The 15,676-nt window shown below is 64.7% G+C and carries 12 protein-coding genes; 5 read left to right on the top strand and 7 right to left on the bottom strand.

All coding sequences use genetic code 11. The features are described from left to right. Positions 1–2: 2 nt before the first annotated feature. The 3 genes from IF803_RS11105 to IF803_RS11095 all read right to left on the bottom strand — a co-directional run bounded on the left by IF803_RS11105 (position 3) and on the right by IF803_RS11095 (position 4,560). Positions 3–1,874 (bottom strand): extracellular solute-binding protein, encoded by a 1,872-nt coding sequence (locus IF803_RS11105; RefSeq protein ID WP_461192179.1) that lies wholly within the window; start codon positions 1,872–1,874, stop codon positions 3–5. 17 nt (positions 1,875–1,891) lie between these two features. After that, entirely contained in the window at positions 1,892–3,748 is a 1,857-nt protein-coding gene (locus tag IF803_RS11100) for an extracellular solute-binding protein (protein WP_461192178.1), read from the bottom strand. Between the two features lie 263 nt (positions 3,749–4,011). Then, positions 4,012–4,560, bottom strand: coding sequence for a c-type cytochrome (locus IF803_RS11095; RefSeq protein WP_028342300.1), 549 nt, complete (start codon positions 4,558–4,560; stop codon positions 4,012–4,014). Between the two features lie 200 nt (positions 4,561–4,760). Between IF803_RS11095 and IF803_RS11090 the strand changes: the two genes are divergently transcribed. Further along, complete coding sequence (locus IF803_RS11090) at positions 4,761–5,501, top strand: 3-deoxy-manno-octulosonate cytidylyltransferase (protein ID WP_461192177.1); 741 nt, start codon at positions 4,761–4,763, stop codon at positions 5,499–5,501. Between the two features lie 21 nt (positions 5,502–5,522). Further along, positions 5,523–6,383, top strand: coding sequence for a prephenate dehydratase (locus IF803_RS11085; protein WP_461192176.1), 861 nt, complete (start codon positions 5,523–5,525; stop codon positions 6,381–6,383). A 153-nt stretch (positions 6,384–6,536) separates the two neighbouring features. Here IF803_RS11085 and IF803_RS11080 read toward each other — a convergent pair whose 3' ends face one another. Next, complete coding sequence (locus IF803_RS11080; RefSeq protein WP_461192175.1) at positions 6,537–7,550, bottom strand: LLM class flavin-dependent oxidoreductase; 1,014 nt, start codon at positions 7,548–7,550, stop codon at positions 6,537–6,539. 389 nt (positions 7,551–7,939) lie between these two features. On the opposite strand from IF803_RS11080, the gene metF reads away from it, so the two are divergent. The 3 genes from metF (at position 7,940) to maiA (ending at position 13,597) form a co-directional block, all read left to right on the top strand. Further along, positions 7,940–8,854, top strand: a complete 915-nt coding sequence (gene metF / locus IF803_RS11075; protein ID WP_038387593.1) for a methylenetetrahydrofolate reductase [NAD(P)H] — start codon at positions 7,940–7,942, stop codon at positions 8,852–8,854. A 3-nt stretch (positions 8,855–8,857) separates the two neighbouring features. Next, complete coding sequence (gene metH / locus IF803_RS11070; RefSeq protein ID WP_461192174.1) at positions 8,858–12,712, top strand: methionine synthase; 3,855 nt, start codon at positions 8,858–8,860, stop codon at positions 12,710–12,712. 225 nt (positions 12,713–12,937) lie between these two features. Beyond that, positions 12,938–13,597 carry a maleylacetoacetate isomerase gene (gene maiA, locus IF803_RS11065; protein WP_461192173.1) on the top strand — a complete coding sequence of 220 codons (660 nt, stop codon included), beginning with the start codon at positions 12,938–12,940 and terminating at the stop codon, positions 13,595–13,597. A 304-nt stretch (positions 13,598–13,901) separates the two neighbouring features. Here maiA and IF803_RS11060 read toward each other — a convergent pair whose 3' ends face one another. From IF803_RS11060 to IF803_RS11050, 3 genes are all read right to left on the bottom strand, one after another. Continuing rightward, on the bottom strand, positions 13,902–14,528 hold the full coding sequence (locus IF803_RS11060) for a glutathione S-transferase family protein (protein WP_461192172.1): 627 nt from the start codon (positions 14,526–14,528) through the stop codon (positions 13,902–13,904). A gap of 203 nt (positions 14,529–14,731) precedes the next feature. After that, positions 14,732–15,022 (bottom strand): hypothetical protein, encoded by a 291-nt coding sequence (locus tag IF803_RS11055; RefSeq protein WP_028342307.1) that lies wholly within the window; start codon positions 15,020–15,022, stop codon positions 14,732–14,734. A 12-nt stretch (positions 15,023–15,034) separates the two neighbouring features. Then, positions 15,035–15,628, bottom strand: coding sequence for a GNAT family N-acetyltransferase (locus IF803_RS11050; RefSeq protein ID WP_461192171.1), 594 nt, complete (start codon positions 15,626–15,628; stop codon positions 15,035–15,037). Positions 15,629–15,676: the final 48 nt, after the last annotated feature.

Here is a 15,676-nt window from a genome sequence, read left to right as displayed (position 1 = left end):
GGCTACTTCGCCTGCTCGAGCTTCGCGGCCTTGGCCGCATCATACCACCAGTTCTCCGGGGCGCCGACGCCCTGGGCATATTTCGCCAGCTTCTCGGTATGGCCGAACTGGTCCCAATAGGCGATCGGATGCGTGTTGCGGTACCATTGCGGCACCCAGTAGCGGCCGGCGCGGAACACGCGGTCAAAGGCGCGGCAGGCGATCGTCAGCTCATGGCGGCTGTTGGCGCCGATGATCTTCTCGATCAGCACGTCGATCGCGGGATTGGCGATGCCTGCGAGATTGTAGGAGCCCTTGGTCTTCGCGGCGTGCGAGGAGAAGAACGGCCGCATGCTGTCGCCGGGCGTCGCCGAGAAGCTGAAGCGCTGCATGGTCATGTCGAAATCGAAATCTTCCACCCGGGCGCGGTACTGCACCGCGTCGACCAGGCGGAACGTCGCCGCGATGCCGAGCGTGCCGAGGTTCTTGATGTAAGGCCCATGGTGCGGCTGCAGCGAGGGCTCATCGTTGAGGAATTCGATGGTGATGGGCTCGCCGTTCGGCAGCACACGCTTGCCGTCCTTGACGACACAGCCGGCCTCGTTGAGCAGTTGCACCGCCTTGCGCAGCAGCGCGCGATCCTGGCCGGAACCGTCGGACATCGGCGGCACGAACGGCAGGCCGAACACCTCGTCGGGCACTTGGCCGCGGAACGGCTCGAGCAGCGCAAGCTCCTCCGGCGAGGGAGGCCCGTCCGCCACCATATCCGAGTTCTGGAACGGCGAGACGGTGCGCGCATAGGCATCGTACATGATGGTCTTGTTGGTCCACTCGAAGTCGAAGGCGCAGATCAGCGCCTCGCGCACGCGTGGATCCTTGAACTTGTCGCGGCGCGTGTTGATGAACCAGCCCTGGGCACCGGACGGCGTATCGTCGGGCAGCGTCTCGCGCTTGACGCGGCCATCCTTCACCGCGGCGAAATCGTAGCGTGTCGCCCAGACGCGCGCGGTGAACTCCTCGCGGAACAGATAGCTCTTCGAGGTGAAGCCCTCGAACGCCACATCGCGGTCGCGATAGAATTCGTAGCGCACGGTGTCGAAATTGTAGCTGCCGCGATTGACCGGCAGCTCGGCGCCCCACCAGTCCTTGATGCGGTCGAATTCGACGTAGCGGTTGACCTCGAACCGGCCGACCTTGTACGGCCCCGAGCCGAGCGGCGCATCGAGCGTCGAGTCCTCGAAGGACCGGTTCGCGTAATAGGCCTTGGAGAAGATCGGCAGGCCCGCAACATAGAGCGGCACGTCGCGCGCGCGCCCCGCCGCGAAGGTCACCACCACGGTCGCGTCATCGGGCGCCTCGGCCTTGACGAAGTCGCGCAGCTGCACCTGGATCAGAGGGTGGCCTTTTTCCTTCAGCGTATTGAGCGAGAAGGCGACGTCCTGCGCGGTCAGCTTCGAGCCGTCATGGAAGCGCGCCTCGGGGCGCATGGTGAAGCGGTAGGTCAGCTTGTCCGGCGAGATCTGCACCGAACTCGCGGCATAGCCGTACATCGCGTCGGGCTCGTCATTGGCGCGCGACATCAGCGTCGCGAACGTCATGTCCATGCCCTGCGCGCCTTCGCCCTTGAGGACGTAGGCATTCAGCGAATTGAACGTGTAGTAAGACTGGTTGTAACCGCGCACCCACGGGATCACCGAGAACGCCCCGCCCTTCGGCGCCTTCGGATTGACGTAGTCGAAGATCTTAAAATCCGCCGGATATTTCAGGTCGCCGAACACCGACATGCCGTGAATCCCGGTTCCGTTGTCGGCCGCCGCCGGTGCGATACGCAAGCCTGCAGCACTCAACGCACCGATGCCGAGACCGAGTGCGTGCCGACGGGAGAATAGCGCCATGCGCGAATCCTTGAGTTTTATGAACGCTTAAGCTTGGCCGCCTTGTCGGCGTCGTACCACCAAAGATTTGGGAATCCCGAAACAGCGTATTTCGGCAGCGGGTCGGGATGGCTGAAGCGATCCCAATAGACATAGCGCTGCTTGTCGTAATTGAAGTGTGGAACAAGATAGAAGTTCCAGAGCAAGACCCGGTCCAGCGCCTTGGCGGCGGCAACCTGATCGACGCGGCTGGTGGCGAAGATGATGCGTTCGATGATGGCATCGACCGCCGGATTCTTGATGCCGGGAAGATTGTTCGAGCCGGGCCGGTCGGCCGCCTGCGAACCGAAATTGTCGCGCTGCTCGTTGCCGGGCGAGATCGATTGTCCCCAGACCTGGGTGACCATCTCGAAATCGAATTCGCGGACCCGGTTCTGGTACTGCACCGTGTCGACGGCGCGCAGATTAACGGTGATGCCGAGGCGCTCCAGGCTCGGCTTGTAGAACAGTGCGATCCGCTCCATACCGGAATCGCCGCTGTTGCCGAGTATCTCGACCGTGAACGGCTGACCGGACGAATCGACCAGCTTGCGGTCGCGAATCTCGAAGCCGGCTTCCTTCAACAGCCGCGTCGCCTCGCGCAGATTGGCGCGCACGTTTTCCGGTGTGCCGCCGACCGGATCCTTGTAGGGCGTCGTGAAGACTTCCGGCGGCACCTTGTCGCGCACTGTCTCCAGGATCTCGAGCTCCTTGCCTTCCGGCAGGCCGGTCGCCATCAGATCGGGGATGCCGTCGAAATAGCTTGAATCGCGATGATAGTCGCCGGTCGAAAGCACGCGGTTCATCTCTTCGAAATCGAACGCGTAGTTGAAGGCGCGGCGCAGTCTGGGGTCGGCGAATTTCGGGCGCCTCAGATTGAACACCCAGCCCTGCATCCGACCCTGGTTGCGGACGGTGAAGAGCTCCTTGAGCAGCCGCTTCTCACGCACCGGCGGAACGTCGTAGGCCGACGCCCACTCCTTCGCGCTGCGCTCGCCGTACCAATCGAACTGGTCGGCCTTCAGCGCCTCGCGCGCGACCGTGTCGTCGCGGAAATATTCGTAGCGCAGCTCGTCGAAATTGTTCTGTCCGATCGCGATCGGAATGTCCTTGCCCCAGTAGTCCTTGACGCGCTCGAGCACGACCGACCGTCCGGCGACGAACTCCTTGATCCGATAGGGTCCCGAGCCGAGCGGCGGCTCCAGCGTGCTCGCGGTGATGTCACGCTTCTTGCCCTGCGCGTCGGTGCCTTCCCACCAATGCTTGGGCAAAATAGTGAGCTGGCCGGTAATCATCGGCAGCTCGCGGTTGCCTGCGCTGTCGAAGGTGAACTTGACGTCGCGATCGCCGATCTTCTCCGCCTTTACGATATGCCGGTAGTAGGCGCTGAACATCGGGCTGTTCGCCTTCCACGCCTCGAAGGAGAAGATCACGTCCTCCGGCGTGACCGGCTTGCCATCATGCCAGCGCGATCCGGGCCGCAAGCGGTAGATCACATAGGAGAAATCATCGGGGAAGGCTGCCGCCTCGGCGAGTTCGCCGTAATAGGTATCGGGCTCGTCGAGCGAGGCCTCCATCAGCGAGTCGTAGATGCGAGCGACAGCGGCCGAGACGGAGCCTTTCAACCCCGCAACGACGAGGTTGAAGCTGTCATAGGTGCCGGGCTGGAACAGCCGCACCACGCCGCCCTTCGGCGCGTCCGGCTTGACGTAGTCGTAGCGCTTGAAGTCGGCGGGATATTTGATTTCGCCGTAGGTCGAGAGGCCGTGCCGCCATTTCAGCCCGTTGGGGGCATCGTCGGCGAAGGCCGGCGTGATCGCCGACAGGCTGGTGGTGAGTCCGAGCGCCGGAGCCATTGCCGCCAGTGCGCTGCCTTGAAGGAGGTGTCGTCGGGTGATCGCCAAATTCGGTCTTCCTGCTTGCGGCCCCGCTTACATGGGACCCAATATAAGGCAACGGTTCGACAAATTACGTTGCTTTTTCCTCATGATATTGGCCCGGGAACAATATCGGTGCGGCGAAACGTCCCGATAACAACCCCGCGACAGCGGATTCCCCATGCGAAAACGGCCAGGCATTGCCTGGCCGTTTCATCCGCATGCTTGCGCGAAGCAAATCGTTACTTCGAGGCGGTCGGGAGCGGAGCCGGGTGCTCCGAGTTCGAATTCAGATAGGCGATGATGTCGGCACGCTCGCTGTCCTTCGGCACGCCGGCAAAGCCCATCGCGGTGCCCGGGATGAAGCCCTTCGGGTTGGTCAGGAACTTGTTGAGGTCGTCGAACGACCATTCGCCGCCCTTGCCCTTCATCGCGGCCGAGAAATTGAAGCCGCGGCCCTCGCCCTTCTTCTCGCCGACGACGCCGAACAGGTTCGGACCGACGCGGTTGGGACCGCCCTTCTCGAAGGTGTGGCAGGCCTGGCACTTCTTGGCGGCCGCCGCGCCCTTCTCGACGGACGCGGTCTGCAGCAGCTTCTCGATCGGCTCGGATGCGGCCGCAGCGGCCTCGCCGCCACCGCCATGGGACTCTTCCTTCACCGCGATCTCAAAACCCGGCTTCTCCGGCAGCTTCGGCGCGAATTTCGCGCTGGCGGCAAAGCTCATCACCAGGACGACGATGCAGGTGCCGAGAACCGCACCGAGGATTTTGTTGAGTTCGAAGGAGTCCATTTTGGGTCAGGCTCCGGGCCTTGAATGTCGACTTCAGGCCGGGAATACGGCCGCGGGGAAAGACCTGGGAATCGGCCTTATCGCACCGCCCCAAGCAGGGTTGAGATATCGGTTTGCCCGCGCTCTGGCAACCCGTATAAACGCGCCGAATTCAACCTCCTCCCCGGCAATTTCCGCAGGCCGGACGGGCCCCGACACGAATGACCCAACCCCGTACCTTGGTGCTGATTCCGGCTCGCATGGCCGCCACCCGGCTGCCAGGAAAACCGCTGCTCGAGATCGCCGGCGTGCCGATGATCGTCCATGTGCTGCGGCGCGCCGAGGCGGCAGGCATCGGCCGGGTTGCGGTCGCCACCGACACGGCCGAGATCGCTACGGCGGTGAAGGCTGCCGGCGGCGAGGTCGTGATGACCCGCTCCGACCACCCGTCCGGTTCGGACCGGATTTATGAAGCGATGACGACCCTCGACCCCGGCGGCCGCGCCGAGATCGTGGTCAATCTGCAGGGCGATTTCCCGACCATCAGTCCCGAGACCATCCGCAGCGTGATGCCGGCGCTCGACGATCCCGCAGTCGACATCTCGACCCTGGCCTCGCGCATCCATAGCGAGGAGGAGGATCAGGCCCCGAGCGTCGTCAAAGCGGTCGGCTCGCCGATCGGGCCGAACCGGTTGCGCGCGCTGTATTTCACCCGCGCCACCGCGCCTTATGGCGACGGGCCGCGCTACCATCATATCGGTCTGTACGCCTATCGCCGCGCCGCGCTGGAGCGGTTCGTAGCGCTGCCGCCCTCACCGCTGGAGCAGCAGGAAAAGCTCGAGCAGCTGCGCGCGCTGGAGGCCGGGATGCGGATCGACGTCACCATCGTCGACACCGTCCCGCGCGGCGTCGACACCCCGGCCGATCTCGAAACCGCCCGCAGAATACTTTCCAAAGCCTGATCGGCTGGTAAAAGGCCACCCATGACCAAGAAGCTGAAAATCGCGTTCCAGGGCGAGCCTGGCGCCAATTCCCATATCGCGATCGTCGAGGCCTATCCCGACGCCGAGCCGATGCCCTGCCCGACCTTCGAGGACGCGCTGGCGGCGATTTCCTCGGGCGAGGCCGATCTCGGCATGATCCCGATCGAGAATTCGGTCGCCGGCCGCGTCGCCGACATCCACCATCTCTTGCCCGCCTCGGGCCTGTTCATCGTCGGCGAATGGTTCTTGCCGATCCGCCACCAGCTGATGGCGATCAAGGGCACCAAGCTCGCCGACATCAAGAGCGTCGAGAGCCACGTCCACGCGCTCGGCCAGTGCCGCCGCGTCATCCGCAAGCTCGGCATCAAGCCGATCGTCGCCGCCGACACCGCCGGCAGCGCCCGCGACATCTCCGAGCGCGGCGACAAGAGCGTGGCGGCGATCGCCTCCCGCCTCGCCGCCGATATCTACAGCCTCGACATTCTCGCCGAGGACATCGAGGACGAGGCCCACAACACCACCCGCTTCGTGGTGCTGGCGCGCGAGGCCAAATGGGCGGCGCAGGGCTCGGGGCCGCTGGTCACGACCTTTGTCTTCCGGGTGCGCAACTTGCCCGCCGCGCTGTACAAGGCGGTGGGCGGCTTTGCCACCAACGGCGTCAACATGACCAAGCTCGAAAGCTACATGGTCGACGGCAATTTCTTCGCCACGCAATTCTATGCCGATGTCGACGGCCACCCCAACGACCGCGGGCTCGCCTTTGCGATCGAGGAATTGAAATTCTTCTCGCGCGAATTCCGCATCGTCGGCGTCTATCCCGGCCATCCGTTCCGCGCCACCTTCAGCGAGACGCAGGATTAGACCAGGCGAGCGCAGCCTCTCTACGGGGTCGTCCCGGCGAAAGCCGGGACCCATAACCACCGGCTTGGGTTGTGGGAGCGATAGCGGCCCCAGCGAAGTGTAACAACTTTCATTCGTGGTAATGGGTCCCGGCTTTCGCCGGGACGACAATCTTTATGCCGCCTTCTCCAACCCGAACGCCTCGGCGAGCAGGCTGTACGACTTCTTCCGCGCCGCGTGGTCGTAGACCGCTGATATCACCATCAGCTCGTCGGCCTGGGTCGCCGCGATCAGCGGCTGCAGCTTCGTCATCACGGTTGCGGGGCTGCCGACGAAGAGGCGGGCGCGGTTGCGCGCGATCGAGGCGCGCTCGGCGTCGGTGTAGGGATAGGCTTCTGCCTCCTCGACGCTAGGCAGCGGCAGATACTGGCCGCGGTCGCGGCGCAGCCGGTTGAGATCCATCGACATCGCAAGCCGCTCGGCTTCCGCGTCGGTCTCCGCCGTGACGACGGCGACTGCCAGGATCGACTGCGGCGTCGCGCGCCAGCCCGACGGCTTGAAATGTGCGCGGTAGTTCGTCATCGCCGCAATTGCGTCGTGAGTGGCAAAATGATGCGCGAACGCAAAGCCCATCCCGACCTGGGCTGCGAGCTCGGCGGAATAGTCGCTCGAGCCGAGCAGCCAGATCGGCGGCAGCGGCGAGTCATCCGGCATCGCCACCACATTGTTGTAGGGATGGCCGGGTGGGAAATCGCGCGTCTCCCACAAGGTCAGCTCGTGCAGCCGCTCGAGGAAATCATCGCCCTCGCGGCGATCGAGCCGGCTGCGCAGCGCGTAGGCGGTGGCGCCGTCGGTGCCGGGCGCGCGGCCGAGGCCGAGATCGATGCGGCCGGGAAACAGCGCCTCCAGCATCTTGAAGCGTTCGGCGACGACCAGCGGCGCATGGTTGGGCAGCATCACGCCGCCGGAGCCGACACGGATATGCTGCGTCACCGCCGCGATCTGCCCGATCATCAGATCGGGCGCCGGACTCGCGACGGAAGCGAGGTTGTGATGTTCGGCGAGCCAATAGCGTGTGTAGCCGAGACCATCGACATGGCGCGCCAGATCGATGCTGTTGCGGAGCGCAGCGGCCGGCCTGGTGCCAGTGGTGACGACGGACAGGTCGAGGACGGAGAGCGGAATCATGGCCGTCAACCTAGTGTGGCGCCACGGGGCGACAAAGGCCCCGACCACGCAGACCAGTCCCGCAGCGGAACGTCGGCGCCAGCAGTCGCTGATTTTGGGACGATATACGTCGGTTCATTGATGCACCAAGCTACCCACAATCGATTTCGACCTCAAATCACTTGCAGAATCATTATTATATTAATATTTTCAATATCTTAATACTACAGCCGCGAAACAGATTACCTGCCCACTTGGCGTTCTCGATAGTCAAATTTTGCCGAATCTTCGCCACGAATGGGCAATTTCCCATATCCGATGGGCTGTTTGATCCAACGCGTTTGGCATATCTTAGCGCCTTCATATCCAGGCCGGACGTCTGCCCTCCAGTTGCGGAGCCTTTGCGTATCATGACCGAGACCATTTCCTCCGTGCATAACGCACCGCGTGCGCCCAAGGCGCCGAAAATCTCCTTCGAGTTCTTCCCGCCGAAGACCGAGGAGATGGAGCGCAATCTCTGGGAGACGATCAATCGCCTGGCGCCGCTGACGCCGAACTTCGTCTCGGTCACCTACGGCGCCGGCGGCTCGACCCGCGAGCGCACCCATTCCACGATCACCCGCATCCTGCGCGAGACCGATCTGCTGCCGGCCGCGCATCTGACCTGCGTCAGCGCCTCGCGCGGCGAGATCGACGACATCGTCGACCGCTATCATGAGGTCGGCGTCCGTCACATCGTCGCACTGCGCGGCGATCCGCCCGGCGGCATCGGCACGCCGTACTTCACCCATCCGGACGGCTACCAAAGCTCGGCCGAACTCGTCGCCGGGATCAAGCGGCGCCACGCCGACATCGAGATCTCGGTGTCCGCCTATCCGGAGAAGCATCCGGAAGCGAAGGACTTCGACGCCGACATCGACACGTTGAAGGCCAAGGTCGACGCCGGCGCGACGCGCGCGATCACCCAGGTGTTCTTCGACAACGACCTCTACCACCGCTACGTCGACCGGGTGCGCGCGCGCGGCATCGAGATTCCGATCGTGCCGGGTATCATGCCGATGCACAATTTCAAGCAGGCCCGCAATTTCGTGACGCGCGCCGGCACCAGCGTGCCGGACTGGCTCGCCGAGAAGTTCGAGGGCCTCGACAACGACGCCGAGACCCGCAAGCTGGTCGCCGCCACCGTCGCCGCCGGCCAGGTGCAGAAGCTGTTCAAGCACGGCGTCGACACCTTCCACTTCTACACCATGAACCGCGCGGACCTCGTGTTCGCGATCAGCCACCTGCTCGGCATCCGGCCGAACGGTGCCCAGAAAGCTGCCTGACACATGTCCGTTCCCGTTTCCCCCAAGCGTAACGCTTTGCTCGCGGCTGCCCGCGAGCGCATCCTGGTGCTCGACGGCGCCATGGGCACGATGATCCAGGGCCTGCAATTCGACGAAGCCGCTTTCCGCGGCGCGCGCTTTGCGGACTTCCACCGCGACATCAAGGGCAACAACGATCTGTTGATCCTGACCCAGCCCGATGCGATCACGGACATCCACGCCGCATATCTGCGCGCCGGCGCCGACATCGTCGCGACCAACACCTTCTCCTCGACCTCGATCGCGCAGGCCGACTACGATATGTCGGATCTCGCCTATGAGCTGAACCTGCAGGGTGCTCGTCTGGCGCGCACCGCCGCCGAGCGGGTGAGCGCCGAGGACGGCAAGCCGCGCTTTGTCGCCGGCGCACTCGGCCCGACCAACCGCACCGCCTCGATCTCGCCCGACGTCTCCAATCCCGGCTATCGCGCGGTCACCTTCGACGATTTGCGCAAGGCCTATGGCGAGCAGGCCAAGGGTCTGCTCGACGGCGGAGCCGACCTGCTGCTGGTCGAGACCATCTTCGACACGCTGAACGCCAAGGCGGCGCTGTACGCAATCTCCGAGATCATCGAGGAGCGCGGCATCGACGTGCCCGTGATGATTTCCGGCACCATCACCGACAAGTCCGGCCGCCTGCTCTCCGGGCAGTTGCCGGAGGCGTTCTGGCATTCGGTGCGGCACGCCAGGCCGATCACGATCGGCTTCAACTGCGCGCTCGGCGCCGAGGATCTGCGGGCGCACATCGCCGATATCGGCCGCGTCGCCGACACGCTCGTGTGCGCTTATCCGAACGCCGGCCTGCCCAACGAATTCGGTCAGTATGACGAGACGCCGGACTACATGGCGCGGCTGATCGGCGAATTCGCCGCTGCCGGCCTCGTCAACATCGTCGGCGGCTGCTGCGGCACCACGCCCGACCACATCGCGGCGATCGCCAAGGCCGTCGCCCCGCACAAGCCGCGCGTGGTGCCCGAGATCGCACCGCGGCTCAGGCTGTCTGGCCTGGAGCCGTTCACGCTGACCGACGCCATCCCGTTCGTGAATGTCGGCGAGCGCACCAACGTCACCGGCTCCGCGCGCTTCCGCAAGCTGATCACCGCCGGCGACTACACCGCCGCGCTGCAGGTCGCGCGCGACCAGGTCGAGAACGGCGCCCAGGTCATCGACGTCAACATGGACGAGGGCCTGCTCGATTCCGAAGCGGCGATGGTGACGTTCCTCAACCTCGTCGCCGCCGAGCCCGACATCGCGCGGGTGCCCGTGATGGTCGATTCCTCGAAATTCCACGTCATCGAAGCCGGCCTGAAATGCATCCAGGGCAAGCCGATCGTGAACTCGATCTCGATGAAGGAAGGCGAGGAGAAATTCCTGCACGAAGCGACGGTCGCCAAACGTCACGGCGCCGCTGTCGTGGTGATGGCGTTCGACGAGACCGGCCAGGCCGACACGTTCGCGCGCAAGACCGAAATCTGCAAGCGCGCCTACGATATCCTGGTTGGCCGGCTCGACTTCCCGCCCGAGGACATCATCTTCGATCCGAACATTTTTGCGATCGCGACCGGGCTCGAGGAGCACAACAATTACGGCGTCGACTTCATCGAGGCGACGCGCTGGATCCGGGCGAACCTGCCGGGCGCCCACATCTCCGGCGGCGTCTCCAACCTGTCGTTCTCGTTCCGCGGCAACGAGCCGGTGCGCGAGGCGATGCACTCGGTGTTCCTGTATCACGCGATCCATGCCGGCATGGACATGGGCATCGTCAATGCCGGGCAGATGATCGTCTATGACGACATCGACCCCGAGCTGCGCCAAACCTGCGAGGACGTGATCCTCAACCGCGATCCCGGCGCCTCCGAGCGGCTGCTGGCGCTGGCCGAGAAGTTCCGCGGCAAGGAGAAGCAGACCAAGGAGCAAGATCTCGCCTGGCGCGAATGGCCGGTCGAGAAGCGGCTGTCCCACGCGTTGGTGCACGGCATCACCGAGTTCATCGAACAGGACACCGAGGCCGCGCGCCAGAACGCGTCCCGTCCGCTCGACGTCATCGAGGGCCCGCTGATGGCCGGCATGAACGTGGTCGGCGACCTCTTCGGCGACGGCAAGATGTTCCTGCCGCAGGTCGTGAAGTCGGCCCGCGTGATGAAGCAGGCGGTCGCCTATCTGATGCCGTTCATGGAGGAGGAGAAGGCCCGCAACCTCGCCAACGGCATCACCGGCGGCCGCAACGCCGCGGGCAAGATCGTGCTCGCGACGGTGAAGGGCGACGTCCACGACATCGGCAAGAACATCGTCGGCATCGTGCTTCAGTGCAACAATTACGAGGTCATCGACCTCGGCGTCATGGTGCCCGCCAACAAGATCATCGAGACCGCGAAGGCCGAGGGCGCCGACATCATCGGCCTGTCCGGCCTGATCACGCCCTCGCTCGACGAGATGAGCTTCCTCGCCGGCGAGCTGCAGCGGCAGGGCATGAACCTGCCGCTCCTGATCGGCGGCGCCACCACGAGCCGCGTGCACACCGCCGTGAAGATCGACCCGAACTATCCGGGCGGCCCGGTCGTGCATGTCAACGATGCGAGCCGCGCCGTCGGCGTCGCCTCCTCGCTGCTGTCGGCCGACAAGAAGCAAGCCTATGCTGCCGAGGTGCGCGCCGAATACGCCAAGATCTCGACCGCGCATTTCCGCGCCCAGGCAGACAAGAAGCGGCTGAAGCTTGGCGATGCCCGCGCCAACAAGGTCGCGATCGACTTCGCGGCGACGCCGCCGAAGAAGCCGGCCTTCTTCGGCCTGAAGAGCTTTGACGCCTACGATCTCGCCGAGCTCGCCGACTACATCGACTGGACGCCGTTCTTCCAGACCTGGGAGCTGACCGGCCGCTTCCCGGCGATCCTCGACGACCCCAAGGTCGGCGAAGTCGCCCGCTCGCTCTATGCCGACGCGCGCAAGATGCTGGACACGATCATCGAGGAGAAGTGGTTCACCGCCCGCGCCACCGTCGGCTTCTGGCCGGCGAACGCCGTCGGCGACGACATCGAGGTCTATGCCGACGAGAGCCGCGCCAGGAAGATCGCGACCTTCCATACGCTGCGCCAGCAGCTCGAGAAGCGCGAGGGCCGCTTCAACGCCGCGCTGTCCGATTTCATCGCGCCGAAGGAAACCGGCATCGCCGACAATATCGGCGGCTTCGTCGTCACCGCGGGGATCGGCGAGGATGCGGTCGCCGACCGCTTCAAGAACGCCAATGACGACTACTCCTCGATCCTGTGCAAGGCGCTGGCCGATCGCCTGGCGGAAGCCTTCGCCGAGCGCATGCACCAGCGTGTGCGCAAGGAGTTCTGGGCCTATGCGCCCGACGAGGCCTGGTCGGCGGACGAACTGATCCTCGAGAAATATGACGGCATCCGCCCCGCGCCCGGCTATCCGGCGCAGCCCGACCACACCGAGAAGCAGACGCTGTTCGCGCTGCTCGACGCAGAGGCAACGGCCGGCGTGAAGCTGACCGAGAGCTTTGCGATGTGGCCGGGCTCGTCGGTCTCGGGCCTGTACTTCTCGCATCCCGAAAGCTTCTACTTCGGTGTCGGCAAGATCGAGCGCGACCAGGTCGAGGACTACGCCGCGCGCAAGGCCATGACGGTCGCCGAGATCGAGCGCTGGCTGGCGCCGGTGCTGAACTACATCCCTGCGCAGGACGGCGCCAAGGGACCGGCGATTGCGCCCGCCGCGACGCCTGCCAATGACGCGGAGCTGGCCTCGCATCCGCAGGGCTGCACCTGCGCGGTGCACCTCGCCTGGCGCAAGAAGAAGGTGGGCGCGGGATAGCTCCGCTCGTCTCTGCACCTCGCCCCGCTTTTGCGGGGAGAGGTCGAAGCCGAAGGCTTCGGGTGAGGGGCGCCCCCGCAATGACAGTCGCCTTTGTTGTCCGGTGAGGATTTCCGAGTCGGAGAGGGCTATAGTGCGGGACAATCGTGCCTTGCCCCTCACCCGGCGCTGCGCGCCGACCTCTCCCCGCCAAAGGGCGGGGCGAGGTGAACATCGGACCCACCCATGCAGTTCTTCTCCTTCTGGCGATCGCTGGCGAGCTTTCGGGTGCGGATTGCGCTCAACCTCAAGGGCGTGACCGCCGACGTCGTCTTCGTCGATCTCGATGCGGACGCGCATCGCACCGACGCCTATCGCAAGATCAATCCGCAGATGGCGCTGCCGGCACTGGTGACCGACGACGGCACGGTGCTGTTCCAGTCGCTGGCGATCATCGACTGGCTCGACGAGACTTTTCCGACGCCGCCGCTGCTGCCGGCGGATGCGCTCGGCCGCGCCCGGGTGCGCGGGCTGGCGCTGATCGTCGCCTGCGAGGGCCATCCGCTGCTGACGCCGCGGGTGCGCCGCTATCTCGACCGCGAGCTCGATTTGCGCGACAGCCAGCAGAACGCGTGGCGGCGGCACTGGACGATCGAGACGCTGGCGGCGCTCGAGGGCCACCTCGCCGGCCACAAGGCCACCGGCCGGTTCTGCCATGGCGATGCGCCGACCCTTGCCGACATCTGCCTGGTCGGCCACGTCACGGCGGCGATCAACCAGCAGATCAGCCTGTCGCCCTGGCCGACCGTGAAGCGCATCCACGAGACCGCCATGGCGCTGCCGGCGTTCGCCAAGGCGCATCCGTCCGCGCAGCCGGATACACCGGAAGCGATGCGGGCGAAGTAGCTTGCGGACGCGTTGCAAAGGACACGCAGAGGCGCAAGCGTGTGCGCGGTTCTCTCTCGACCGTCGTCCCGGCGAAGGCCGGGACCCATACGCGGCAGCGGATGTTGCGGATGGGACTGGTCGTTCCAGCATCGCATAACCATTTGCAGCGGTGGTTATGGGTCCCGGCCTTCGCCGGGACGACACTGAGTGTGTTGCACGGGCTGTGAATCATACTTGCGCATTCTTACTTGCGCATTCTCATTCCCCGGTGCGCAATTGCGCACCGGGCAATGACGACGGAGAGAGATGACGCTACGCCGCGCTAACCGCTCGGCGGCGCCAGTGGCTGCACGATCTCCTGGAACGGCGGCAGCGCCTCGCAACGCGCGGCGTGGGCCTTGAGCGCCGGATAGCGCGCATCGAACAGATGCGGATGCGCCTCGCCGGTGAAGCGCAGCGCGCAGGCCACCGCGATGTCGGCATGGCCGATGCGATTCTCCAGCCAATATGGCGACGGCACCGCCGCGCGCTCCTGCTCCAGCACCGCGAGCACGCCCGCGATCTGCGCCTCGCAACGCTCGACCCAGAGTTTCAACTGCTCCTTGCGCAGCACGCGCTCATAAACAAGGCTCACCGCCTTGTCGGCGAGCCCGGTCGCCAGCGCCGTAATGCGCAGATGCTTGCGCCGCTCCGGCCCCGAACGCGCGATCATCGCCTTGTCCGGCCCGACCAGCTCGTCGAGATAGTCCAGGATCACACCGCTCTCGATCAGCGCCTCGCCGTCATCGAGCACCAGCGTCGGCACCCGCCGCACCGGGTTGTAGGCCGCAACCTTCTCCGCATCGCCGAAGGTCGACCACGGCTTGTGCTCAAACGGCAATCCATAGAGCCGCAGCGCGATCGCGGTGCGGCGGACAAAGGGCGAGTCGTATTGGCCGATCAAAAACATCTGTCATCTCGTCGGTCATGCCGCGGCAGGCCGTGCCTCGAAAGCAGGCTTTCGAAGTGTAGCGGCCCAAGCCGGGTCAGAGGTTGCGCTTTGCACCATCCTAGATGAGACGTACCGCGTTGCAATATGGCAAGTCATTCCGGCGAAGCATTGCCTGCTATTGATTCTGCCGAGGCCACAGGCGGGACGCGACAGAACCGGCGCTACTCCTCAACCATGTTGGTGAGCTCACCTGACTCCATCAATAGCGCCACGGCCTGCTCCATATTCGCCCTTGTGATGGATTGAACTATCACCAGGTTCGGCTCGAAGAACACCCTGCCACGCTCCAGCTCATCATTGATGGCTTGCGCGAGTCGTGCGGGGTCATAGAAATTCAGAAGGTATCGCTTTCCTGAAGCGTTGATCCACGCTTGCGAGAACCAACCCTTCGCCTCGACTTCCCATTCGTAATCTGCAAAGTCCGCTGGCAATTCCAACGCGAAGTCGGACATATATTCGCCTCTCTACCCAATCACCGGCACATGCCTCGCCGCATCGCGCGGCAGTTTGCCGTCGAGCCTCGGATCATCCGCCACCTCGATCTGCCGCAGGAACGGGCGGAAGCCGGAGCGCTGGTAGAACGCAACGGCCGAAGGATGATCGAAGGTGCAGGTGTGCACCCAGACGCGGCCGACGTCGCGCGACCAGGCGATCTCGAGCGCGCGGTTCATCAGGAAGCGCGCGGCGCCGGTGCCGATGAATTTTGCGGTGACGCCGAAATAGAGCAGCTGGCATTCGCCGGGCACGCTGAAATCGAGTTCGAGCAGGCCCTCATCCTGGCCGTCGACGGCCAGCCCGTAGAGCTCGTTGCCGGGGGCGTGGATCCTCGAGGCGAGATCGGAATCATCGAGCCCAGTGCGGGTGAACCACAGCCACTCCTCGCCGACGCGGCGGTAGAGATCACGATACCAGTCGAGCGCGGGCGGATCGACCTTGCGCAGGCGCCACGCGCCGGGCGGATCGTCGCGCCGCGGCGGGCGCGCAGTCATTTCCAGATGTGTGACGACAGCGGCGATCTTGCCGTGTGGGATGTCGGAATAGCCGTCGGGCAGCAGCAATAAGCGACCTTTGTTTCCATATTGCCGTCGGGAAATATCGGCATGTCA

This window comes from Bradyrhizobium sp. UFLA06-06 (assembly GCF_054820065.1).
The sequence above is the reverse complement of the archived record's forward strand: the minus strand, read 5'-3'. Positions and strand labels throughout refer to the sequence as shown.